Source organism: Ferrovibrio sp. (assembly GCF_025869515.1).
Classification (GTDB): Bacteria; Pseudomonadota; Alphaproteobacteria; order Ferrovibrionales; family Ferrovibrionaceae; genus Ferrovibrio.
The window spans coordinates 1-21,091 of sequence record NZ_JAOZVR010000122.1 but is presented as its reverse complement, the minus strand read 5'-3'; the positions used below and the strand labels follow the sequence as shown (position 1 = coordinate 21,091).

24 protein-coding genes are annotated in these 21,091 nt (G+C 64.5%); 11 read left to right on the top strand and 13 right to left on the bottom strand.

Features of this window, described 5'->3' with window-relative positions; genetic code table 11:
* The first annotated feature begins 13 nt into the window (after positions 1-13).
* The 3 genes from OJJ21_RS23390 to OJJ21_RS23380 are packed head-to-tail and all read left to right on the top strand — an operon-like array spanning position 14 to position 1,829.
* Positions 14-424 carry an HIT family protein gene (locus OJJ21_RS23390; RefSeq protein WP_297690365.1) on the top strand — a complete coding sequence of 137 codons (411 nt, stop codon included), beginning with the start codon at positions 14-16 and terminating at the stop codon, positions 422-424.
* Positions 425-441: 17 nt separating this feature from the next.
* Entirely contained in the window at positions 442-750 is a 309-nt protein-coding gene (locus OJJ21_RS23385; protein WP_297690364.1) for a SemiSWEET transporter, read from the top strand.
* 41 nt (positions 751-791) lie between these two features.
* Complete coding sequence (locus OJJ21_RS23380; RefSeq protein WP_297690363.1) at positions 792-1,829, top strand: TAXI family TRAP transporter solute-binding subunit; 1,038 nt, start codon at positions 792-794, stop codon at positions 1,827-1,829.
* Positions 1,830-1,898: 69 nt separating this feature from the next.
* On the opposite strand, the gene OJJ21_RS23375 is transcribed toward OJJ21_RS23380, so the two are convergent.
* On the bottom strand, positions 1,899-2,189 hold the full coding sequence (locus OJJ21_RS23375; RefSeq protein WP_297690362.1) for a GIY-YIG nuclease family protein: 291 nt from the start codon (positions 2,187-2,189) through the stop codon (positions 1,899-1,901).
* Positions 2,190-2,283: 94 nt separating this feature from the next.
* Positions 2,284-2,955, bottom strand: coding sequence for a glutathione S-transferase family protein (locus OJJ21_RS23370; RefSeq protein WP_297690361.1), 672 nt, complete (start codon positions 2,953-2,955; stop codon positions 2,284-2,286).
* A gap of 112 nt (positions 2,956-3,067) precedes the next feature.
* Here OJJ21_RS23370 and OJJ21_RS23365 point away from each other — a divergent pair, with 112 nt between their 5' ends.
* Positions 3,068-4,453 (top strand): leucyl aminopeptidase family protein, encoded by a 1,386-nt coding sequence (locus OJJ21_RS23365; RefSeq protein ID WP_297690360.1) that lies wholly within the window; start codon positions 3,068-3,070, stop codon positions 4,451-4,453.
* 127 nt (positions 4,454-4,580) lie between these two features.
* On the opposite strand, the gene OJJ21_RS23360 is transcribed toward OJJ21_RS23365, so the two are convergent.
* From OJJ21_RS23360 to OJJ21_RS23350, 3 genes are all read right to left on the bottom strand, one after another.
* On the bottom strand, positions 4,581-5,993 hold the full coding sequence (locus tag OJJ21_RS23360; protein WP_297690359.1) for a caspase family protein: 1,413 nt from the start codon (positions 5,991-5,993) through the stop codon (positions 4,581-4,583).
* Between the two features lie 230 nt (positions 5,994-6,223).
* Positions 6,224-7,567 (bottom strand): caspase family protein, encoded by a 1,344-nt coding sequence (locus tag OJJ21_RS23355; RefSeq protein WP_297690358.1) that lies wholly within the window; start codon positions 7,565-7,567, stop codon positions 6,224-6,226.
* A gap of 403 nt (positions 7,568-7,970) precedes the next feature.
* Positions 7,971-9,383, bottom strand: a complete 1,413-nt coding sequence (locus OJJ21_RS23350; protein ID WP_297690357.1) for a caspase family protein — start codon at positions 9,381-9,383, stop codon at positions 7,971-7,973.
* Between the two features lie 279 nt (positions 9,384-9,662).
* On the opposite strand from OJJ21_RS23350, the gene OJJ21_RS23345 reads away from it, so the two are divergent.
* Positions 9,663-9,890, top strand: a complete 228-nt coding sequence (locus tag OJJ21_RS23345; RefSeq protein ID WP_297690356.1) for a hypothetical protein — start codon at positions 9,663-9,665, stop codon at positions 9,888-9,890.
* A 99-nt stretch (positions 9,891-9,989) separates the two neighbouring features.
* On the opposite strand, the gene OJJ21_RS23340 is transcribed toward OJJ21_RS23345, so the two are convergent.
* Positions 9,990-10,472 (bottom strand): TfoX/Sxy family protein, encoded by a 483-nt coding sequence (locus OJJ21_RS23340; RefSeq protein WP_297690355.1) that lies wholly within the window; start codon positions 10,470-10,472, stop codon positions 9,990-9,992.
* A 63-nt stretch (positions 10,473-10,535) separates the two neighbouring features.
* On the opposite strand from OJJ21_RS23340, the gene OJJ21_RS23335 reads away from it, so the two are divergent.
* A complete protein-coding gene (locus tag OJJ21_RS23335) occupies positions 10,536-10,736 on the top strand; it encodes a hypothetical protein (RefSeq protein WP_297690354.1) in 201 nt (66 codons plus the stop codon).
* Positions 10,737-10,760: 24 nt separating this feature from the next.
* On the opposite strand, the gene OJJ21_RS23330 is transcribed toward OJJ21_RS23335, so the two are convergent.
* A complete protein-coding gene (locus OJJ21_RS23330; RefSeq protein ID WP_297690353.1) occupies positions 10,761-11,525 on the bottom strand; it encodes a GGDEF domain-containing protein in 765 nt (254 codons plus the stop codon).
* Positions 11,526-11,726: 201 nt separating this feature from the next.
* Here OJJ21_RS23330 and purE point away from each other — a divergent pair, with 201 nt between their 5' ends.
* The 3 genes from purE to OJJ21_RS23315 all read left to right on the top strand — a co-directional run bounded on the left by purE (position 11,727) and on the right by OJJ21_RS23315 (position 13,810).
* Positions 11,727-12,242, top strand: coding sequence for a 5-(carboxyamino)imidazole ribonucleotide mutase (gene purE / locus OJJ21_RS23325; RefSeq protein WP_297690352.1), 516 nt, complete (start codon positions 11,727-11,729; stop codon positions 12,240-12,242).
* Complete coding sequence (locus tag OJJ21_RS23320; protein ID WP_297690351.1) at positions 12,242-13,327, top strand: 5-(carboxyamino)imidazole ribonucleotide synthase; 1,086 nt, start codon at positions 12,242-12,244, stop codon at positions 13,325-13,327. Before purE ends, OJJ21_RS23320 begins: the two co-directional genes overlap by 1 nt.
* 147 nt (positions 13,328-13,474) lie before the next feature.
* Positions 13,475-13,810, top strand: coding sequence for a hypothetical protein (locus OJJ21_RS23315; protein ID WP_297690350.1), 336 nt, complete (start codon positions 13,475-13,477; stop codon positions 13,808-13,810).
* A gap of 33 nt (positions 13,811-13,843) precedes the next feature.
* Here OJJ21_RS23315 and OJJ21_RS23310 read toward each other — a convergent pair whose 3' ends face one another.
* Both OJJ21_RS23310 and def read right to left on the bottom strand, forming a co-directional pair.
* Complete coding sequence (locus tag OJJ21_RS23310; protein WP_297690349.1) at positions 13,844-14,479, bottom strand: COQ9 family protein; 636 nt, start codon at positions 14,477-14,479, stop codon at positions 13,844-13,846.
* A gap of 13 nt (positions 14,480-14,492) precedes the next feature.
* On the bottom strand, positions 14,493-15,026 hold the full coding sequence (gene def / locus OJJ21_RS23305; RefSeq protein WP_297690348.1) for a peptide deformylase: 534 nt from the start codon (positions 15,024-15,026) through the stop codon (positions 14,493-14,495).
* Positions 15,027-15,228: 202 nt separating this feature from the next.
* On the opposite strand from def, the gene rpsU reads away from it, so the two are divergent.
* Both rpsU and OJJ21_RS23295 read left to right on the top strand, forming a co-directional pair.
* Entirely contained in the window at positions 15,229-15,435 is a 207-nt protein-coding gene (gene rpsU, locus OJJ21_RS23300) for a 30S ribosomal protein S21 (protein ID WP_144069020.1), read from the top strand.
* A 160-nt stretch (positions 15,436-15,595) separates the two neighbouring features.
* Positions 15,596-17,251: a PAS-domain containing protein gene (locus OJJ21_RS23295; protein WP_297690347.1), complete on the top strand. Its 1,656-nt coding sequence runs from the start codon at positions 15,596-15,598 to the stop codon at positions 17,249-17,251.
* 15 nt (positions 17,252-17,266) lie between these two features.
* Here OJJ21_RS23295 and OJJ21_RS23290 read toward each other — a convergent pair whose 3' ends face one another.
* From OJJ21_RS23290 to OJJ21_RS23275, 4 genes are all read right to left on the bottom strand, one after another.
* The gene (locus tag OJJ21_RS23290) at positions 17,267-18,487 is read right to left on the bottom strand and encodes a cytochrome c peroxidase (protein ID WP_297690346.1); all 1,221 of its coding nucleotides are present in this window, start codon (positions 18,485-18,487) and stop codon (positions 17,267-17,269) included.
* Positions 18,484-18,882: a hypothetical protein gene (locus OJJ21_RS23285; protein WP_297690345.1), complete on the bottom strand. Its 399-nt coding sequence runs from the start codon at positions 18,880-18,882 to the stop codon at positions 18,484-18,486. The genes OJJ21_RS23290 and OJJ21_RS23285 overlap by 4 nt, the downstream gene beginning before the upstream one ends.
* Before the next feature lie 8 nt (positions 18,883-18,890).
* Positions 18,891-19,709, bottom strand: coding sequence for an amidohydrolase family protein (locus OJJ21_RS23280; protein WP_297690455.1), 819 nt, complete (start codon positions 19,707-19,709; stop codon positions 18,891-18,893).
* 173 nt (positions 19,710-19,882) lie between these two features.
* On the bottom strand, positions 19,883-20,995 hold the full coding sequence (locus OJJ21_RS23275) for a 5-methyltetrahydropteroyltriglutamate--homocysteine S-methyltransferase (RefSeq protein WP_297690344.1): 1,113 nt from the start codon (positions 20,993-20,995) through the stop codon (positions 19,883-19,885).
* Between the last annotated feature and the right edge of the window lie 96 nt (positions 20,996-21,091).

Here is a 21,091-nt window from a genome sequence, read left to right as displayed (position 1 = left end):
CGAACCTTAGTCGATGTTCACCCTGCACGACCAGTTACGCCGCGACACTTTCGCCGTCTGCCGCATGAAGCTTTGCCTGGTCCAGCTGATGAACGACAGCCAGTATCCCTGGCTCATCCTGGTGCCGGCGGTGGAGAACATCACCGAGATCGTCGACCTCAACGAAAAGCAGCGCAAACTGCTGATCAACGAGATCGCCCAGGCCGAGCGCGTGCTGCAGCATGTCTTCACGCCGCACAAGCTGAATGCCGCGGCGCTCGGCAACGTGGTGCCGCAGCTGCATGTACATGTCATCGCCCGTTTCCGCGAGGACGGCGCCTGGCCCGGCCCGGTCTGGGGCAAGCTGCCGCCCAGGCCCTATGACGATGCGGCGATGCGCGCCACCGTGGCCAAACTGCAGAACGCCTTCATCACGCGCGTCTGAGTGGCTATACTGTCTGCATGCATAGCGACACTGTCGAAACGATCGGCCTGATCGCCGGGGCGCTCACCACCCTGGCCTATGTGCCGCAGGTGGTGAAGGTGTGGCGCAGCCGCTCTGCCCGCGACATTTCGCTCGGCATGTTCCTGCTGATGAATGCCGGCATCGCGCTGTGGCTGGTCTACGGCCTGCTGATCGGCTCGCCCGGGCTGATCGCGGCCAATCTCGTCACCCTGGGCCTGACCGCCGCCGTGCTGGTCGCCAAACTGAGATTCGACCGGCCCGGCAAAATCTCCGCCGCCGAAGCCGCCGGCTCGACTGGTCACTGAAGCCGGTCCGTCCTATAACGGACGGCATGCCCAGTCATGCAATGAACCGTCGTGACTTCCTCCTTGGCTCAGCCATGGCCGGTGCCGCCCTCGCCGCGGCGCCCTGGCGGGCGGGCGACGCCCGGGCAGATACGGTCCGGCCAAAGGACAGCGGCGGCTTTTTCCGCATCCTCACCGGTTCGGCGCATACCACGGCCTTTCCGGTCGGCGTGACGGTGGCCTCCGCCATTTCGAATCCGCCCGGAAGCCGCCCCTGCGAGAAGGGCGGCTCCTGCGGCGTCCCCGGCCTCATCGCGGTGGCGCTGACCAGCCAGGGCAGCGTCGCCAACCTCGCCGCCATCGGCAACGAAAGCATCGAATCGGGGTTTTCCCAGGCCGATCTGGTCTACAGCGCCTTCCATGGCGAAGGTGTCTATTTCCGCCGCGCCAAGCAGGCCAACCTGCGCGTGATGGCCAGCCTGTATCCCGAGACCATCCATCTGGTGGTCCGGCGCAACAGCGGCATCAAGGATATCCGCGAACTGGCCGGCAAACGCATCTCGCTCGACCGCACCGGCTCGGGCACGCGCTTCAATGCCGAGATCATCCTGGCGGCCTACGGCCTGCGGCTGAACCAGCTCCGCGTGCTGGAGGTCGATCCCGGCGAAGCCGCCGATCTGATGGCGAAGGACGAGCTCGATGCCTTCTTCCTGATTTCCGGCCAGCCGGCGCCGACCGTGGGCGACCTCACCGACCGCGAGATCGCCCGCGTGGTGCCGCTGTCGGGCCGCCAGATCGAGGGCGCGCTGCGCCGGCACCAGTTCTTCATCCGCGACATCATTCCGGCCAATACCTATCGCGATGTACCGGAGACCGAGACGCTCAGCATCGGCATGCAGTGGATCGGCCCGGAAAGCCTGGACCCCGATCTGGTCTATGAAGTGCTGCGCGCCTTGTGGCATCCGCGCAATCGCAAGCTGCTCGATGCCGGCCCGGCGATGGCGCAGCGCATCCGGCTCGGCACCGCGCTGCTCGGCGTCAGCGTGCCGCTGCATGCCGGCGCCGAACGCTACTATCGCGAGATGAAGCTGATCACGTGAAAAAGTTGTCGTTCTAAAAATACCGTCATGGCCGGGCTTGACCCGGCCATCCACGTCTTTCTTCCCGCTCTACTGATTGAGCGTCTCAAACAGATCCTTCCATTCCGGATTGGCATCCAGAATCAACCGCACCTTCCATGCCCGCGCCCAATGCTTCATCAGCGTCTCGCGCTGGATGGCATCGCGAATATCATCATGCCATTCGTGGTACACGAGCCGTTTAAGCCCATATCGCTTGGTAAAACCGGGTACGAGACTTTCCCTGTGTTCCCATGCGCGACGCAGCAGGTCGCTGGTCACACCAACATACAGCGTGCCATTGGGTCGGTTGGTCATGATGTAAATCCAGCCGCCTGCCATATGGAACTATTGCAGGCGTGGATGGCCGGGCCAAGCCCGGCCATGACGACAGGGGTAAGAGGCTAGTGGAGACTACGGATTTATGCTGCCGCCCTCAATTCTCCGGCAGCGGGGCTTCCCTGGCTGCCGCCGCGCACCACTCTTGCATCGCCGGCAGGGCATAGATCGCATTCACATAAGCTTCCGAGACCGGGTCCATGGCGACGCCGTAGCTGCGCAGCCGCGTCGCCACCGGGGCATACATCGCATCGGCGATGGTGAAGCCGCCGAACAGGAACTCGCCTTGCTTGCCGAAGCGTCCGCGGCAGTCCTGCCAGATCTGCTGCACGCGGGCGATATCCAGCCGCGCCTCGTCGCTCGGCGTCACGCCCTGCTGCGCGGCCGGGCTCAGCTTGTGGATGTCCATCGGCAGCTCGCGCCGCAGGGCGACGAAGCCGGCATGCATCTCGCTCATCACGCTGCGCGCCACAGCCCGCGCCCGGGCATCCGCGGGCAGCAGCCGGGCGTCCGGCCAGGTCTCGGCGATGTAGTCGCAGATCGCCAGGCTTTCCCAGATCGTCAGGTCGCCATGCTTGAGGCCGTTGACTTTCAGGACGGGCAGCTTGCCGGCCGGCGAATGCAGCAGGATCTCCGCCTTGGTCTCGGGCCGGCGCAGCACGATCAGCGCCTCGTCGAAGGGCTGGCCGGTCGCCTTCAGCGCCAGCCAGGGTCGCAGGCTCCAGCTTGAGTAATTCTTGTTGCCGATGACGAGAATAAGATCGCTCACGAGAGGCTCCTGCGCAGTGGCCCGTATGGCCCAAATCGGCCGCGCACCTTATAGACGAGGGACTGCCCGCCGCCCATATTAATATTGAACCGTCTCAATTCCGAGGATGCCCGTGCCTGTCACCCTGATTGCCAAATCCACCACCGCGATTCCGGTCGAGACACTGACCGCCAAGGCCTGGGAGTCGCGGCGGGCAAAGGAAAAAGGCCCCGTCGCCGGCCCGATAGCGAACTGGGCCGAAGCCCAGGGCTTCAAGGCCAGGGCGGGCCAGGTGCTGGTGCTGCCCGACAGCCGCACCGGCAAACCGGCGCGCGTGCTGGCCGGCATCGGCGAGGCGGCCGACCTGTGGTCCTGGGCCGCCATCGCCGGCGCACTGCCGGCCGGCGATTACAAACTCACGGATACGAAAGCCGGCGATGCCGCGGCGCTGGGCTGGGCGCTGAATGCCTATCGCTTCGACCGCTACAAGAAAATCGACAGGAAGACCGTGCGGCTGGTCTGGCCGGCCAAGGCGAATATGCAGCGCGTGACGGCCCTGCACGACGCCATCGTGCTGGCGCGCGACCTGATCAATACGCCGGCCGGCGATATGGGGCCGGCCGAACTGGCCGAGGCGGCACGCGGCGTGGCGCTGGTCGGCGGTGCCGAATTCAGCACCGTTATCGGCGACGAGCTGCTGGAACAGAATTATCCGATGATCCATGCCGTGGGCCGCGCCAGCGCGCGGCTGCCGCGCCTGATCGACCTGCGCTGGGGCAATCCGAAACACCCGAAGCTGACGCTGGTCGGCAAGGGCGTGTGTTTCGACAGCGGCGGCCTCGACCTCAAACCCTCGGCCGGCATGCTGCTGATGAAAAAGGACATGGGCGGCGCCGCCGTGATGCTCGGCCTCGCCACCGCCATCATGGCGATGAAGCTGCCGGTGCGGCTGCGCCTGCTGATCGCCGCAGTCGAGAACAGCGTGTCGGGCAATGCCTTCCGCCCCGGCGACGTGCTGACCAGCCGCAAGGGCCTGACGGTGGAGATCGGCAACACCGATGCCGAAGGTCGCCTGGTGCTGGGCGATGCGCTGGCCGAGGCCGATGCCGAAAAACCCGATTGGCTGATCGATGCCGCCACGCTGACCGGGGCTGCGCGCGTCGCCATCGGCCCCGACCTGCCGGCGCTCTACGCCACCGACGATGCGATGGCCCAAGCGCTGCTCGATGCCGGCCTTGCCGTGGCCGATCCGCTGTGGCGCATGCCGCTGCATGCCGGCTATCGCGAGTATATCGAGGGCAAGGTGGCCGATATCAGCAATTCGGGCGACACGCCGTTTGCCGGTTCGATCACCGCCGCGCTGTTCCTCAAGGAATTCGTTGCCAGGACGAAATCCTACGCGCATCTGGATATGTTTGCATGGAATCCGAAGGCGCGTCCGGGCCGCCCGCTCGGTGCCGAGGCCACCGGCCTGCGCGCGCTCTATGCGGCGATCGAAAAGCGGTATGGGAAGAAATAGCGTCACACGTTATCCGCCCATACATCGCCACCCTCGGGCTTGACCCAAGGGTGACGATCTTTGGGTATGACTGCGCTTGATACTTCGCCAGCGTCTCGAACAAAGCGCGGCAGCGGATTGCGGCGGGTTACTGGGCCGCCTGGGCCGGCGTGCGGTAATCGTAGCGGCCGATGACCACCTTGCCGTCAACGAACTTCACGTCATACGCAAACGGCGCCGTGAACGTGCGCCAGACCGGCATGTTGGCGCCGAAGCTGCCGGTAAGCTGGATCATGCCGTTGAGCTGCACGTGGATGCGGCCCGCAGTGGCATCCACCACGTTCTCGAGCGTTGCCTTGTCGAGGCGCACGTCGGTCACCGGCGTATAGGCCGGGATCAGGGTGCGGTACATATTGTACTCTTTCTTCACATGCGCCTTGAGCGCAGCCTCCACCTCGGGCCAGTTCTGACGCAGCGTGCCCTCCAGATCGCCGGTATCCACGAAGGCGGATCCCGGCTTCGACGGCAGAGGCGCAGATTTCAGGCTGGCGACAGCCACCGTATCTTTCTTCGAGTCCGGCGTCGCGGCCGGCGGCACCTTGGCCTCAGGGGCAGGAACCGGAGCCGCCCGCGTCTTCGCGGCATCACCAAGGGCCGCGATGCGCACACGTGCCAGCTTATCGAACGCCCCATTGGGATAGCTGTCGATATAGGCCTGGAAGTCGCGCGAATCCCGGCTGTCCTTCACGGTGTTCCAGAAGGCGATCTCGGCTGCACTGTCTCCGGGCGGCGCAACCGGCGCGGCCAGCGAGGCCACCTGCGTCGCCGGCGCCGCCCTGAACATGAAATTGCCCACCACCGATGAGCTTTCCCATGGCGTCTGCTTGCCCTGCGTGCGCGCGATCACGCCGCCGCGCGCCTGTTTGAACGCCTCTTCCATCGAGATGCCGGGGCTCCGGATCGCCCGCACCAATTCCGACGTGTAAATGCCGTTGGCCGCATCGCCGTCGCTGGCCACCGAGCCCGGCGCCGTGGCATAAGCGATCAGCGTGCCGGTCGGCGCCGAGATCGCCGCCAGGCCGTTGCTCACCGAGCGGAAGCTGCGCTGGAACGGATTGTTGCGGCAGGCATCGAGGATGACGATGTTGAACTGGTTCTTTGCCGTGGCCATGCGCGCCATCACATAGGCGACATCCACGCCCTCGACCTCGACCTCGTCCTCGCTCTCGATGCTGGCCTTGACCGGGATCAGGTAATTGCTGCCGCGCACCTGCATGCCATGGCCGGCGAAGTAAAACAGGCCGACCGTGCCGGCATTGAGCTTGCGGCCGAATTCGACCACGGCGCGCTGCATCGCGGTGCGGTCGGCATTCTCCAGGATGCGGACTTCGAAATCGAGTTCGCGCAGGGTGGTCGCCATCGTGCGCGCGTCGTTGATCGGATTCTTCAGCACGCCATCGCTGTAGGCGTTGTTGCCAATCACCAGCGCCAGGCGCTGCGATGTTGCCTGCGCTGCTGACGCAAACAGGACAAGCCCCGCAGCCACCAGGGCGGCAGTCATTGCGGTCCCGAACCGAAGCAGCGTCTGCACTGTCTTCCCCTTGTAGTCAGGCTTCCTCTTGTAGCCAGGCCGGGGCAATCATCCACCTGCCCCCTGATCGCTCGCGGATTTTACTACGGCTGCAGGGTTTCACAACTTCAGGATTGCTCTGCACCGGGATGATTGCCGATCGATGTTGGATTGCAGAGCATCATCGTTATTCCGGCAGCACCGGCCGGTTGCCCCGGGAATTACTGATGCAGCGCGCGGTTGTCAGGGGTGACCGGGATCATGCGGTATTTGCCCAGGGTCACCTTGCCGTCGGTGAATTTGATTTCGTAAGAGAACATCGACTTGAAGGCCCACCAGGTCGGCGCGCTGTTCACATAGCTGCCCGCGGCATACCGCTGCCCCTCGACCATGATATGGGCGGTGGTGGCGTCGACCACATTCGTCAACGTCGCCTTCTCGAAGCGGATATCCATGATCGGCGAGTTGGCGGGCAGAATCACGCGGTAGGTGGCGAAGTTGGCCTTGAAATGCTCGCGCAAGGCTGCCTCGACGGCCGGCCAGTCGCGCAGCAGCGCGGCGCTCAAATCATTCGCATCGGGCAGCCCGCTGCCCGTGGCCTGCGGTGCTTGCAGACTGGCCACCGCGGCTGAGCCGGCCTTGCCCTTGTCCGCATCGCCCAGCGTGCCGATGCGCAGGCGTGCCAGCCGCTCGAAGGCGCCGTGAGGATAGCTGTCGAGATAGGCCTGCAGGCTGCGCGGGTCCTGGCTGTCTTTCACGGTATTCCAGAAAGCGATCTCGGCCGCATTGTCGGTCGACGGTGCGCCGCCTGAGAGTGCGGAGACCTGGTCGCCCGGCTTGAAGGAAAAATGGCCCACCACCGACGAGCTTTCCCATGGCGTCTGCTTGCCCTGGGTGCGCGCGATCACGCCGCCGCGCGCCTGCTTGAAGGCTTCTTCCATGGAAATACCGGGGCGGCGCATGGCCTGCACCAGCTCGGATGTATAGATGCCGTTGCTGGCATCGCCGTCGCTGGCCACCGAGCCCGGCGCCGTGGCATAGGCGATCAGCGTGCCGGTCGGCGCCGAGATCGCCGCCAGGCCGTTGCTCACCGAACGGAAGCTGCGCTGGAACGGATTGTTGCGGCAGGCATCGAGGATCACGATGTTGAACTGGTTCTTCGCCGTGGCCATACGCGCCATCACATAGGCGACATCCACGCCATCGACCTCGACCTCGTCCTCGCTCTGGATGCTGGCTTTCACCGGGATCAGGTAGTTGCTGCCGCGTACCTGCATGCCATGGCCGGCGAAATAGAACAGGCCGACCGTGTTTTCATTGAGCTTGCGGCCGAATTCCACCACGGCGCGCTGCATCGAACTGCGGTCGGCATTCTCCAGCTTGCTCACTTCGAAACCGAGATCGCGCAGTGTGGCGGCCATGGCGCGCGCATCGTTGATCGGATTTTTCAGCACGCCGTCGCTGTAGGCATTGTTGCCGATCACCAGCGCCAAGCGCTGGCCCGATGCCGCGAATGCAACCGAAGCCGACAGAAAAAGCGCGGCAACCGCCACAATGGCGACCATCCCTGCCCCGAACCGAACGAATCTGCGCACGGCCTTGCCCCCGGAATAGATGCTTCCCGTCCTTTTGGACGTTACCTTCAATACTACAACTTCCGGCAAACCGCCTACAACCTATAAGACGCGCTCTGCCGCGACCGATTCCGGGAAACCCGCCATTTCCATGGTCACAACCCGGTCGCTTCTGATCTTAATTTTTCTGCTCGGGAGCCGCAGGACGCAAAGCTCATCTTCGACCAGCAGCGCCGAGGCGGTCGAACCGGCGCACCGGCAGCATGCGGCGCTGCGCGATCCAGTCGGCAAGCGCGCCTGCCCGCCCGGCTCCAGCCCGCAGGTGCGCATGCGTCCGATCTTTTCGCTTTTGATCAGGCCGCAGGCTTCCGGTCGCTATTGTCAAAATCAGGGATTACTGGCCGCGCGCCGCGGCTGGCGCCAGGTGGTATTCGCCGATCACGACCCGGTTGTCGACGAGGTCCAGCGCATAGCTGAACGGCGTGACGAAACCGACCCACATGGAACCGCCGTAACGGTCTGCCTCCAGACGCTGGCCGGTGACCGTAACAACTGCCTTACGCACCGCTAGGTCGACCGAGTCCAGGGTTGCCTTCGAGAATTTCAGGTCCAGTGGCAGTGCCGTCGTTGACATCCCCGTCACCATCACGCGGTAGCTGGCGAATTCCTTCTGCCAGTGTGCCCTCAATGCCGCTTCCACCCGCGGCCAGCTCTGGCGCAGCTGTCCCTCATAATCCCCTGATGCGGCCGTATTCAGCCCGACGGGCGGCTGCAGGCTGGCCGTCACGGTGGGCTCGGGCGCCTTGGCCGACGGCGGCGGGGACTTGGCCTCCGGCACGGCAGCGGCGGGAGCAGCCGCAGGCACGGCGGCGCGTGACTTGCTGGCCGCATCGCCCAGCGCGGCGATGCGCACACGCGCCAGCCGGTCGAAAATCCCGTTCGGATGACTGTCGAGATAGGCCTGGAAATCGCGCGGGTCCTGGCTGTCCTTCACCGCGTTCCACAGCGCGATGTCGCCGGCGTTGTCCCTGGCTGGTGCGGCCGGCGCGGCCAGCGACGCGGTCTGCGAGGGTGCCGCCTTGAACATGAAGGTACCGACCACCGACGAACTCTCCCACGGCGTCTGCCTGCCCTGGGTACGGGTAATCACGCCGCTGCGCGCCTGCTTGAAGGCCTCTTCCATCGAGATGCCGGGCTGCCGGATCGCCCGCACCAGTTCCGACGTGTAGATGCCGTTGGCCGCATCGCCGTCGCTCGCCACCGAGCCCGGCGCCGTGGCATAGGCGATCAGCGTGCCGGTCGGCGCAGAAATCGCTGCCAGGCCGTTGCTGACCGAGCGGAAACTGCGCTGGAACGGATTGTTGCGGCAGGCATCGAGGATCACGATGTTGAACTGGTTCTTCGCCGTGGCCATGCGCGCCATCACATAGGCGACATCCAGCCCCTCGACTTCAACTTCGTCTTCGCTGGCGATCTCGGCCTTCACTGGAATCAGGTAATTCGACCCACGCACCTGCATGCCGTGGCCGGCGAAGTAAAACAGCCCGACGGTATCTTCATTCAGCTTGCGGCCGAACTCCACCACGGCGCGCTGCATCACCATACGGTCGGCGTTTTCCAGCACGCGCACCTCGAAACCGAGCTCGCGCAATACACCAGCCATGGCACGCGCATCGTTGATCGGATTTTTCAGTACGCCATCGGCATAGGCATTGTTGCCGATCACCAGCGCCAGACGCTGGCCCGATGCCGCGAGCGCAACCGATGCCGACAGGAAAAGCGCGGCAACCGCCACAATGGCGACCATCCCTGCCCCGAACCGAACGAACCTGCGCACGGCCTTGTCCCCAGAATAGATGCTCCCGGTCCCCCTGGACCGTAAGGCCAGAATATTACAACTGCCGGCCCCGGCCTTACAACTTATAAGGCGCGTTCCGTGCCCGTCCGATTCCCGGTAAACCGCAACATCCAGGTCACAAGGCGATCACAGGGGTCACAGTCTTATCGGGGGCGCAAACCGGGCGCACGGCCTAGTCTCCGGCCATGCAGTCGTGCGCTCAAAACGACATAAGAAAAGGAGACGATCATGGCCTTCCCCAAGACGCAGTTTCCCGGTGCCGCCTTTTTCCTGGTATTTGCCGTCCTGCAATTTTTCATCGTCGCCGACGGCATGGTGACCTGGTTCCATGTCGACTGGATCATCGCGGCCAATTTCGCCGCCATGCTCAGCGGCCTGCCGATCTTCGTGATGTTCAAGCTGGCCCGCGAGCAGCGGCTGCGCGAGGAACACCGCCCGCGCCATCAGCCGATCTGAAACAGCGCGCGTCGCGGCATATCGAACCGCGGCCCTGTCTCCGGGCCTGTCTCCCGGCCTGTCTCCCGGCCCTGCGCGGCATCATCGCGCAGGGCCGTTTTATTTGCCGCGGACTTTCCTCGCGGCGGCTTTGGGTTTCGCTGCGGTTTTAGCAGGTTTTTCCGGCTTCGGCCGCGCCTTCTGCACCGGCCTGGCTTTTGCGGCCGCCGGCTTCTTTTTGGAGGCGCGCGGTTTGCCGGCCGGCTTGGCCGTGCGGCGCACCGCCGCCATGGCCTCGCGCATCCAGTCGCGTAAGTCTTCGGCATCCAGCAGCACATCTTCGGGCAATTCGTACCAGCGCGGGATCACGCGCTGCTGGTTCTTGCGCGCATAGGTGAAAGGCCCCATGCCGGCCGCCTCGAAACGCGGCCGGCTGAGATCGTCGACCACGAAATACAGCGTGTTGCGCAGGATCACGGCGAACAGCGCGCCATCGATCTTGAAGCTGGTGCCGCCGAACAGCCGGGCATTCTCGACCGGTCCCATCCCGGTCGCCGCCATGCAGTCCAGCACGTAGTCGCGGAAGTCGCTGTCGGCCGCCATGCCGCCTCCTTGCTCACAGTCTTGAAACCCGGCTTTCGTTCATTATATGTTCCGTTTTCGCTGATGACCATCGTGAATCTGCAGATCCGCAGCGACCGGGCGCCGGACCGGATCGAACGGGATCCAGCCGGATCGGATGGGATCGAATTGGATCGAATTGGCTTCGAACGGGATCGAACTGGCTTCGAACAGGATCGAACCGGCATCCAATTGGCCGCGATCCGGCCTCGGGCGGGGTCGGGCGGGCCGCAACTGTTAGAATGAAATCAGAGGGTTGGCAGAGAGCGCCTAGCCGCGCGCGGTGCGCCGGGCCAGTTTATGGCTGTACATCATCTGGTCGGCGGCGGCCAAAGCCGCGCCAGGATCCTCGCCGGGCTTGAGCGGGTAGACGCCATAGGCGGCATCCAGCGGCAGGGTTTTGCCCTCCCAGTGCAGCGGACGGCGGCGGATCGCCTCGGCCAGATGCTCGGCCTTCTCGCGGCCCTGCTGGGCATCGGTCTCGCTCAGGATGACGCCATATTCGTCGCCGCCAAGCCGGGCGACGACGTCGAATTCGCGCGTGTTGTCGATCAGGATCTGGCCGACCTGGATCAGGGCGGCGTCGCCGGCGCCATGGCCGTGCTTGTCGTTGATCTCCTTCAGACCGTTGAGATCGAAATAGATCAGGCAGGACGGCCGGCCGTAGCGTTCGACATGCGCCATCGCGCGGCTCAGTTCGCGCACGAAGGCGCGACGGTTATACAGCGGCGTCAGCGTGTCGCGGTCGGCCAGGCGTTCCAGCTCGGCCAGACGATGGCGCGTGCGGTTCAGCTCATTGCGCAGCTGGTCCACCTCACCCATCAGCCGCACGATCGCATCGCGCACCCGCGGCGTCAGTTCCGGTTCGGGAATCCCCATCACGGTGGCGGTGGCGGCCGGATTGGCCGACGCCGTGGTGGCGGTGATCGCCCCCTGCCCCGGCGTGACCGCAACCGGGCGCGCGCTGCCACCCGACGGCCCGATGGGGGTCGTCGTGCCCAGTCCGACCGGTCGACGGTCTTCGATCTTCACCATGCCCCGCTTTCCAGGCATAGCCGTCTGAAACGGCAGTCTGCGTTACTCATGCCGCAGAAGGCGTTAACAAAGCATGGATCGGCCAGCCATGCCACCGCAGGAAAGGTGCCCGATTCCAGGCTTTTGCAGGTTGCCCAAGTCCGGCTTTACAGCCCGGACCCGGCCCCTATAATCCGCCGCTTTCCGCCGCAGGAGTAACTCATGGCGTTGCGTAAAGGTCCGGCCGCCCAGAAGCCTTTGGTCGGTATCATCATGGGCAGCCAGTCCGACTGGGCGACCATGGAACATGCCGCCGACATCCTGAAGGCGCTCAAGGTGCCGGCCGAGCATCGCATCGTCTCCGCGCATCGCACGCCGCAGCGGCTGTATGACTATGCCCACGGCGCGCATGCGCGCGGCATCCAGGTGATCATCGCCGGCGCTGGCGGCGCGGCGCATCTGCCCGGCATGGCGGCCGCCATGACACATCTGCCGGTGCTCGGCGTGCCGGTGGAAAGCAAGGCACTCAAGGGCCTCGACTCGCTGCTGTCGATCCAGCAGATGCCCGGCGGCATTCCGGTCGGCACATTGGCCGTCGGCAAGGCCGGCGCCATCAATGCCGGTTTGCTCGCGGCCGCCATCCTGGCGCTGAACGATCCGGCGCTGTCCAGGCGCCTGCAGGCCTGGCGCGCCAAGCAGACCCGGGCGATCAAGCTCAAGCCGAGCCGCGGCAAATAATGACTGTGATTCCGCCCGGCAGCATGATTGGCATCCTCGGCGGCGGCCAGCTCGGCCGCATGCTGGCGATTGCTGCGGCGCGACTGGGCTATCATTGCCATATCTTCGCGCCGGAAGCCGATCCGCCGGCCGCCGAAGTGGCGGCGAAATTCACCCGCGCCGACTACACCGATGCAGCGGCGATGGCGACATTCGCGCGCGACTGCGCCGTGGTGACCTACGAATTCGAAAACATTCCCTTCGATCCGGTGGCCGAGATCGCCAGGCTGGTCCCGGTGCGCCCCGGCACCGAGGCGCTCCGCGTCAGCCAGGACCGCCTGTTCGAGAAGGATTTCTGCAACAGCCGCGGCATTGCCACCGCGCCCTATCGCGCCGTCGCCAATCCGGCCGATCTGTGCGGTGCGGTCGGGCCGCTCGGCCTGCCGCTGGTGCTCAAGACGCGGCGCATGGGCTATGACGGCAAGGGTCAGGCCAAGATCGCCAGCACCGAAGATACCGCGCCCGCCTTCGCCGCGCTGAACTCCGACCAGCTGATCGCCGAAGGCTTCATCAGCTTCCGGCGCGAATTGTCGGTGGTGCTGGCGCGCGGCATCGACGGTCGCATCGCCTCCTGGGGTCCGGTCGAGAATATCCACCGCAACCATATTCTGTGGCGCACCTACGCGCCGGCGCGGATCGAACCGGTCCTCGCCGCCGAAGCCGAGAGAATTGCCGCCAGCCTGGCCGAGGGCCTGGACTATGTCGGCGTGATGGCGGTCGAACTGTTCGACTGCGGCGACCGGATCCTGGTCAACGAGATCGCGCCGCGCGTGCACAATTCCGGCCACTGGACGCTGGATGCCGCCGTCACCTCGCAGTTCGAGCAGCATATCCGGGCGATCTGCGGCCTGGCGCTGGGCAGTCCGGACCGGCTCTGCGATGCCGTGATGGAAAACCTGATCGGCGACGAGGTCGACGCCTGGCCCGCCCTGCTGGCCGAAAGTTCAACGAAACTGCACCTTTACGGCAAGGCGGAAGCCCGCCCCGGCCGCAAGATGGGCCATGTCAACCGGCTCTATCCCAAGGGGCAGGCCCCACAACCATAAGTCATAAACATATTGTTGCGTTCGGCTTGCGGTCGGGCGATGCATCGCTATAATGATGGTTAATATTGATTAACCATAACTGCCGAGAACGGTGGTTTTTCTGTCGGTACTAGGGCCAGAACGCCCAGGGTGCGATGGAGCGCGATCATGGCGATCGATGAACTCAGTGCAGGCTCGACTGGCGTTGCGAGATTCTCGCAGCGGCCGGTCAAGAATGCCCTGATCAGCAACACCGACAATCCTGCTGTGCAGCAATATGCGCAGGTGAGCCGGTTTACGGCTTTCCTGGCTGACAGCCCGCCGCCGCAGACCGAGCCGGTCGAACGCCCCGCATCGGCGCCGAGCTATCAGGATGATTCGAGCCAGCCGAGCAGCGGCTCGGGCGAGCCTGCCGCCCCGGTGATCAGTTACAGCGCCAAGGGGACCGGCAATGTGCCGCAGCCCGTGAGCCAGGCCGGCAAGTTCATCAGCCTGTCGATCTGATCGCCCTCTTCCCTGTTTTTGGTTTCAGTGCCGTCAGGCCCGCCGCAGGCGGCGGAACGGATTCGGCAGCCTGTCAGCCAGCTTGCTGAGGCGACCCTTGGCCTTCTCGATGCGCATCACGTCGGCCAGCCGGCGATCGAGGAACGCCGCCGTGCCGGCGAAGCCTTCCGATTTATCGTCCAGCCAGTGCAGCAGCGTGGTGGCATAGACGCCGGCCAGCAGCATGCGCTTGGTGTAGAAGTTGAAATCGGTGGCGGTATCGCCGGCGGCATACCAGATCGCGTCGACAGTGCGGTATAATTGCTTCAGGGCGCGCGGCGCATGCTGCGGCAGGGCTTCCAGCGTCAGCGCGCGGCGCACCGCCTCGCGATGCGCCGCCACCAGCTCCAGCCGGGTCAGCACCGCCAGCTTCACCCGCTCGCGCACCTTCATCGCGGCCAGGTCGCGGCTTTCCAGCGCACGCAGCATGGCGGCATCGGTTTCCGCCACCCAGAAATCCAGCACCTCTGCCGCGCCGCCGGGGAAGGCCCGCATGGCGATGCCGCTGTCGTAGCCGCAATCTGCGGCCGCCAGGTTCAGGGATTTGGCGCTCCAGCCATCGAACGGCACATGCGGCAGCATGGCCGCCAGAAGGGCCCGTTTCTCGGTCAGAAGATGCTCGTCGCTCATTCTTCCTCCTTCCCTAATCTTCAAGTTCAGGCGGACGCAGACTGGCCCGATGCCGCAATTCGCTTTCGAAAACCAGGTCCTTCAGATCGGTCATGCGCTGCGGGTACAGGATGCCGTCGAGATGATCGAGTTCATGCTGCACCACCCGGGCATGCCAGCCGCCGACCTCGCGGTCCAGCCGGCTGCCGTCGGGCAACATACCCTCATAGCGGATGCGGGTGTAGCGCGGCACCAGCCCGCGCAGGCCCGGCACCGACAGGCAGCCTTCCCAGGCCATGTCCTGCTCCGGCCCCAGCGGCTCCCAGCGCGGATTGACCAGCGTGACCAGTTCGCGCTCGCCGTCGCCCTCGTCCGGGGTCAGGAACACCGCCACCCGCAGCGGCACATGCACCTGGGGGGCAGCCAGGCCCTGGCCGGGCGCATCGATCATGGTATCGACCATATCGGCGATCAGCTGCCGGATTTCCGGGGCCGTCGGGTCAGGGACCGAGTCGGCCGGCCGGGCCAGTACCGGGTGGCCCATCTTCGCGATCTTCAGAATTGCCATGGCACAGAGCCTAGGACAGACCACCCGTCTGGCCAAGTCGTCAGATCATGTATTTCTGCCAATGACTTAAGAGATCGCGAATATTGCATCGGGATATCCACAAAGCCGCTTCACAAAGCCGGGGCAGCGTGTTAGAACCCGCCACTTGCCGGAGCCTAGCTCCGCAAACGGAATTCTATTGACCCGAAAGGATGGACCCGACGTGCAGGTCTTGGTTCGCGATAACAACGTTGATCAGGCGCTCAAGGCGCTGAAGAAGAAGATGCAGCGTGAAGGTATTTTCCGCGAGATGAAGCTGCGCGGTCACTACGAGAAGCCGTCCGAGCGCCGCGCCCGCGAGAAAGCCGAGGCGATCCGCCGCGCCCGCAAGCTGGCCCGCAAGCGCGCCCAGCGCGAAGGTTCGATGTAATCGGATCTGCGAAATCTTCGCAATGCGAACGAAGCCGCCGAAAGGCGGCTTTTTTCATGGCTGAATCGACAGACTGCGGTTGCGTGCCTTTCCGCCATTTTTTTCCGGCGCCGTACGGTTTAGCTTGGTGGGGACAGTAACAGCGAAGGAGCTCGGCGGCGTGCACCAGAATGTGCAACTCCTGCAGGGTCTCGACCACCTTGATCAAGGCATCAGCATCTTCGACCGGGAGCTGAAGCTGATCGCCTGTAACCGTCGTTATCTCGACCTGCTCGACTTTCCCGAAAATTTCGCCGTACCCGGCACGCCGGCCGAGACCTTCTACCGCTACAACGCCGTGCGCGGCGAATACGGCCCCGGCGATGTCGAGTCCCTGGTGAGCGAGCGCATCGCACTGGCCGGCCAGTTCCAGCCGCACCGGCTGGAACGCACCCGGCCGAATGGCACCATCATCGACATTCGCGGCACGCCACTGCCCGGCGGCGGCTGGGTCTCCGTCTACAGCGATGTGACCGAACGGCGGAAGAGCGAACAGGCCCTGATGCGCGTGCGCGAAGAGCTCGAAAACGCCGTGCAGGATCGTACCGCCGAGCTGCGCGACAAGAACCGCCTGCTCGACGTGGTGATGAGCACCATCAGTCATGGCATCACGCTGTTCGATACCGAGCTGAAGCTGCTGATCTGCAACCAGCGTTTCATCGAGCTGCTGGATTATCCGGCCGATATGGCCGAGCCGGGCACACCCTTCGAACGCTTTGTGCGCTGGAACGTGGAGCATGGCGAATACGGTCCTGGCAATGTGGATGCCATGGTGGCAGAACGCGTAGCGCTCGCGCGCCAGTTCGCAGCCCACCGCCTGCAACGTCGCCGGCCGAATGGACGCGTGATCGAAATCATCGGCACGCCGATCCCCGATGTCGGCTTCGTCACCTCGTATTCGGATATCACCGAGCTGCGCCGGGTGCAGGACCAGCTGCGCGACCTGGCCGATACCCTGGAAGCACGCGTCGACGAGCGCACCGTGGCGCTGACCAAATATATCGCCGAGCGCGAGGCCACCGAACGCGAGTTGCTGCATGCCAAGGAAATGGCCGAGGTGGCGAACCGGTCGAAGAGCGCCTTCCTGGCCAATATGAGCCACGAATTCCGTACGCCGCTGAATGCCATTATCGGCTTTTCGGAATCGCTGCTGGCCGGTTATTTCGGCGCCATGCCGGCGAAGCAGCTGGAATATGTCGACGATATCCGTAAATCCGGCGAGCATCTGCTGCAGCTGATCAACGACGTGCTGGATCTGGCCAAGGTCGAGGCTGGCCGCATGGAGCCGCATATCGCAACACTGCATCCATCGGCCGTCATCATCGACAGTCTGGAAATGATGCAGATGCAGGCCGACCGGGCCGGCGTTCAGCTCAGCGCCGATATCCCCGACGGGCTGCCGCTGCTGCAGGCCGACGAACGCATGCTGCGGCAGATGCTGCTGAACCTGCTGAGCAACGCGGTGAAGTTCACGCCCCGCGGCGGCCGCGCCTGGGTGGCGGCATCGCTGGACGATCGCATCCTGAAGATCGCCGTACACGATACCGGTGTCGGCATGACGGCGCAGGACATTCCGAAAGCGCTGGCGCCCTTCGGCCAGGTGCGCGGCGTGCTGAGTCGCGAGCATCAGGGTACCGGCCTTGGCCTGCCGCTGGTGAAATCGCTGGCGGAACTGCATGGCGGCAGCCTGGAACTGGAATCGCAGCCCGGCAAGGGCACGGTGGCGACGATCACCCTGCCGCTGCGCAATGCGGCGGCGAAGATTCTCCATACCTGATCAGGAGAGCCCTGCTTACGGACAGACGCGGGCCGCCTCGGCGCGCAAAGCCTGATAGCGCGCGGCGCTGTCCTCGGGACCGCTGAGCGATTCGAGAAATGCCAGCAGATCGGCCATCTCCGCATCGCCGAGATTGAGCGGCTTCAGGATCGCCTCGCCGTCGGCATGCAGGCGGTCCTCATCCAGATCGGAGTAATGCCGGATCACCGCGTGCAGATCGGCCTTGCTGCCATCATGCATATAGGGTGCGGTAGCGATCAGGTTACGAAGGCCCGGCACCTTGAACTCCCCCCAGTTGCGATGCAACTGCACCACATGGCGGATCGGAATCGCCGCCGGCGATGACGGATCGTCATTGTAACGGCCGAGCAGATTGAACGGATTGACCTTCACCTGTGCGATGCCGCCATGGCGACCGGGATCGACGCGACGCGGCGTACCGGGCGGCTGGCCGGCATCGCCAATAAAGAACGGCAGGCCGGTATCGTGGAATTCACCGTTGCTGAAATTCGGCCCGCTGTGGCAGGTGCCGCATTGACCGCGTCCGGTGAACAGCGCCAGGCCGCGCTGCGCCGCTGCCGGATAGCGCGTCATCGCGATACGGTCGCTGGCCGCCAGCGCATCGCGGAAATCATCGAAAGCCGTGCGCGGCGAAACCAGGGTCTCCTGGAAGGCCGCCATGGCCTTGGCCGCCAGCACCAGCAGGTCTGCATCCTCCATGGCTGCCGCCGCCGGATCGACGTGGCGCGCGAGACAGGCCAGCGGCGGGTCGTTGCGCAGGAGTTGCGCGGTGGCAGCAGCAGAGCCGCCCATCTCGGTATGCGCCAGGATGGGGCGGATCGAAGCGGCCCAGAGGCTGTCATTGGCGCCATCCCAGCCGAACCAGCGCTGCAGCCGCGCATTGAGCAGGCCCGGCGCATTGCGGTCGAGGCGCTGCAGTCCCTCGCTGCGCGCCCTGGCCTCGCTCCAGCCATGCTGCGGCTGATGGCAGGATTGGCAGCTGATCGCACCATTGCCGGAAAGCCGTGTATCGCCGAACAGAACAGCGCCGAGCCGGATCGCTTCCGGCCGGCCCGACAGGCGGTTGCTGCGGTCGGCAACCATCTCGGGCGGCCAGGGGCCATGGCTGAGGATACGCCGCGTCTGCGCGGCATCGAAAACCGGTGCATCCGCGGCCTGCGCAAAGCCGGCAGCCGCGATCAGCAGGCAGCCAGCGACCAGCCGGAACAGCCTCATTGCGCGTCGAAGCGGAAGCTCAGCCGCTCGGGCTTGTCGGGGCCGGCGAAATCGAAAACGAATTCCCATTCGCCCGGCATATGCAGCAGCAGGCCTTCGGCGCGATAATGTCCCCAGTCGAGCTTGGCCAGCTTCGGCATATAATTCATGCCGTGACGATGCGCCGGCATCCAGGCATCGACAGCGCTGAGCCGCGGCAACTCTGCCATGCGGGCGTCGCACAGTTTGATATCAAGAGCGAAAGGCGCATTCAGCGGGATCGGCATCGGATCGGGCAGCACCACGAGACGGAAATGCGAGCCCTCGACCAGCCGCGCCTGCACCGGCAGGTCCGCGCAGGCCAGAACCGATGCCGGCGCCAGCAGCAGGGCGAGACTGAGCGCGACAGCACGCATGGCCGGGCTCAGCGATCGATCCGGAAGCCGGTGCGTGCGAACAGCGCCTCCGCGTTGCGGAAGGCAATCCGCTCGGCGAGCGGCGCCGGCAGGTCGGCAAGCCAGGCACGCGACCATTTGGCATGCTCCTCGATGTAATACCAACGCTCCGGCGTAAAGGTATCGGTGCCGACCATGAAGCGGTCGGGGAATTCCTCGAACAGGGCGCGCCAGGCCGGATCGACCTTGCTGCCGGATGCGTGATCGTTGCGGAAGGCCAGATCGGCCCAGAGATTGGGATAGCGTTTCAGGAGCGCACGAACCGCATCGGGCCGGTCGAAACCGGAATGGGCCCAGAGGATAATGGTATCGGGATCGTGGCGGAACAGGCGTTCGACCGCATCGCCATCGCTATGGGCATGCAGGAACAGCTTGTACTGCCTGGCCAGCGCCACCATACGCCTGGGCACCGGCAGATCTGCATCGGCGCCGTAGAGATGGAATTCGCCGATCCCGACATAGCGGTACTGCGCCAGACGGGCTTCCATATGGGTGATGATGCTGTCGTCGCGGAACCACGAACCGATCTCGCCGCGCCGGCGATACGGCCGCAGCTCCGGCACGATGATATCGGGTGCAGCCTGATACAGCCGCTGGGTCCCCTCGTCGCTCGAGCTCGACACCAGCACCTTGCGCAGATTGGCCCGGCGCAGGATGGCAATGGCGTCGGCGGTGGGCAGATTATCCCAGGCGTCGTGGCTGTAATGCACATGGGCGTCGATCAGCGGCAGGATTGACGCCGGCTGCTGCGCCAGTTGCTGTGCCTGCTGCTGTGCCTGCGCCGGCACAGCTGCCAACAGAAGGATTGCGAATAGACTGTATCGGATCATGGCGGCACCCCGTTTATGCGGAGTTTATGCCAGAAACGCAGCCCGGGCATCGTCACAATTGCGACAGAGGCTAAAGAAAGCGGCCCCGCAGTCGCCTGCGAGGCCGCTGGATGCTGCTGCCGGAGCTGACGTCAGGCCTTGCCCCAGACCTCTTCGGCCAGTTCAACGATCATGCGCAGTTTTGCCCACTGCTCGTCCTCGGCCAGCACGTTGCCTTCCTCGGTGCTGGCGAAACCGCATTGCGGGCTGAGGCAGAGCTGCTCCAGATCGGCGAATTTCGCCGCCTGCTCGATCCGTCGCCTGATGTTGTCTTTCGATTCAAGCTGCCCGGATTTCGAGGTCACCAAGCCGAGGATGACGGTCTTGTTGCCCTTCGGCAAATGGCGCAACGGCTCGAATCCGCCCGAGCGTTCGTTGTCGTATTCCATGAAATAGCCATCGACCTTGATCGTGTCGAGCAGGGTCTTGGCGACCGGCTCGTAGCCGCCCTTGGAAATGAAGGTGGAGCGGAAATTGCCGCGGCAGAGATGCATGGAGATCACCATGTCGCTCGGCCGGTCGGCGATCGCCGTATTGATCATCTCGGCATATTTCTCCGGCAGGCTGTCCGGATCGTCGCCGCGCTGGCGCGACAGTTCGCGCTGCTCGGGGTCGCAGAGATAGGCCAGGTTGGTTTCATCCAGCTGCAGATAGCGGCAGCCGGCATTGGCGAAATCCTGCACGGCCTTCTTGTAGGCCTGGCCGAGATCACGGAAGAAATCGTCCAGATTCGGATAGAGATCCTTCGGGATCGCGTTCCGGCCGCTGCGGAAATGCAGCACGCTGGGCGACGGAATTGTCATCTTCGGCGTCTGCTTCGTATGGGCCTTCAGGAACCTGAAGTGATCGACCATCGGATGGCCCGAATAGCCGATCTTGCCCTTGACCTTGACGCCCTCGGCGCGGGTCTGCACGCCGGAGAACTGGATACCCTGTTCGGCATGGGTGTAATACTCGACGCCGTCGAGGAAGCCGAGAAAATCGAAATGCCACCAGGAGCGGCGGAACTCGCCGTCGGTGATGCTTTTCAGGCCGACGTCTTCCTGCTGTCTGATGACCTTCTTGATCGCCTCATCTTCCACCGCTTTCAGCCGGGCAGCATCGATCTTGCCCTCCTTGCGTTCGGCGCGGGCCTCTTTCAGAACCTGCGGGCGCAGCAGGCTGCCGACATGATCGGCGCGGAATGGCGGTTTCGTACGTTGCATGGTTTCGCTCCCTCGTTTTATGAAATCAATGTGCGCCATCGGAAACCGCGAGCCAAGCCTCCAGCTTCGACGGATCGTCGCGCAGATCGGCGCTCG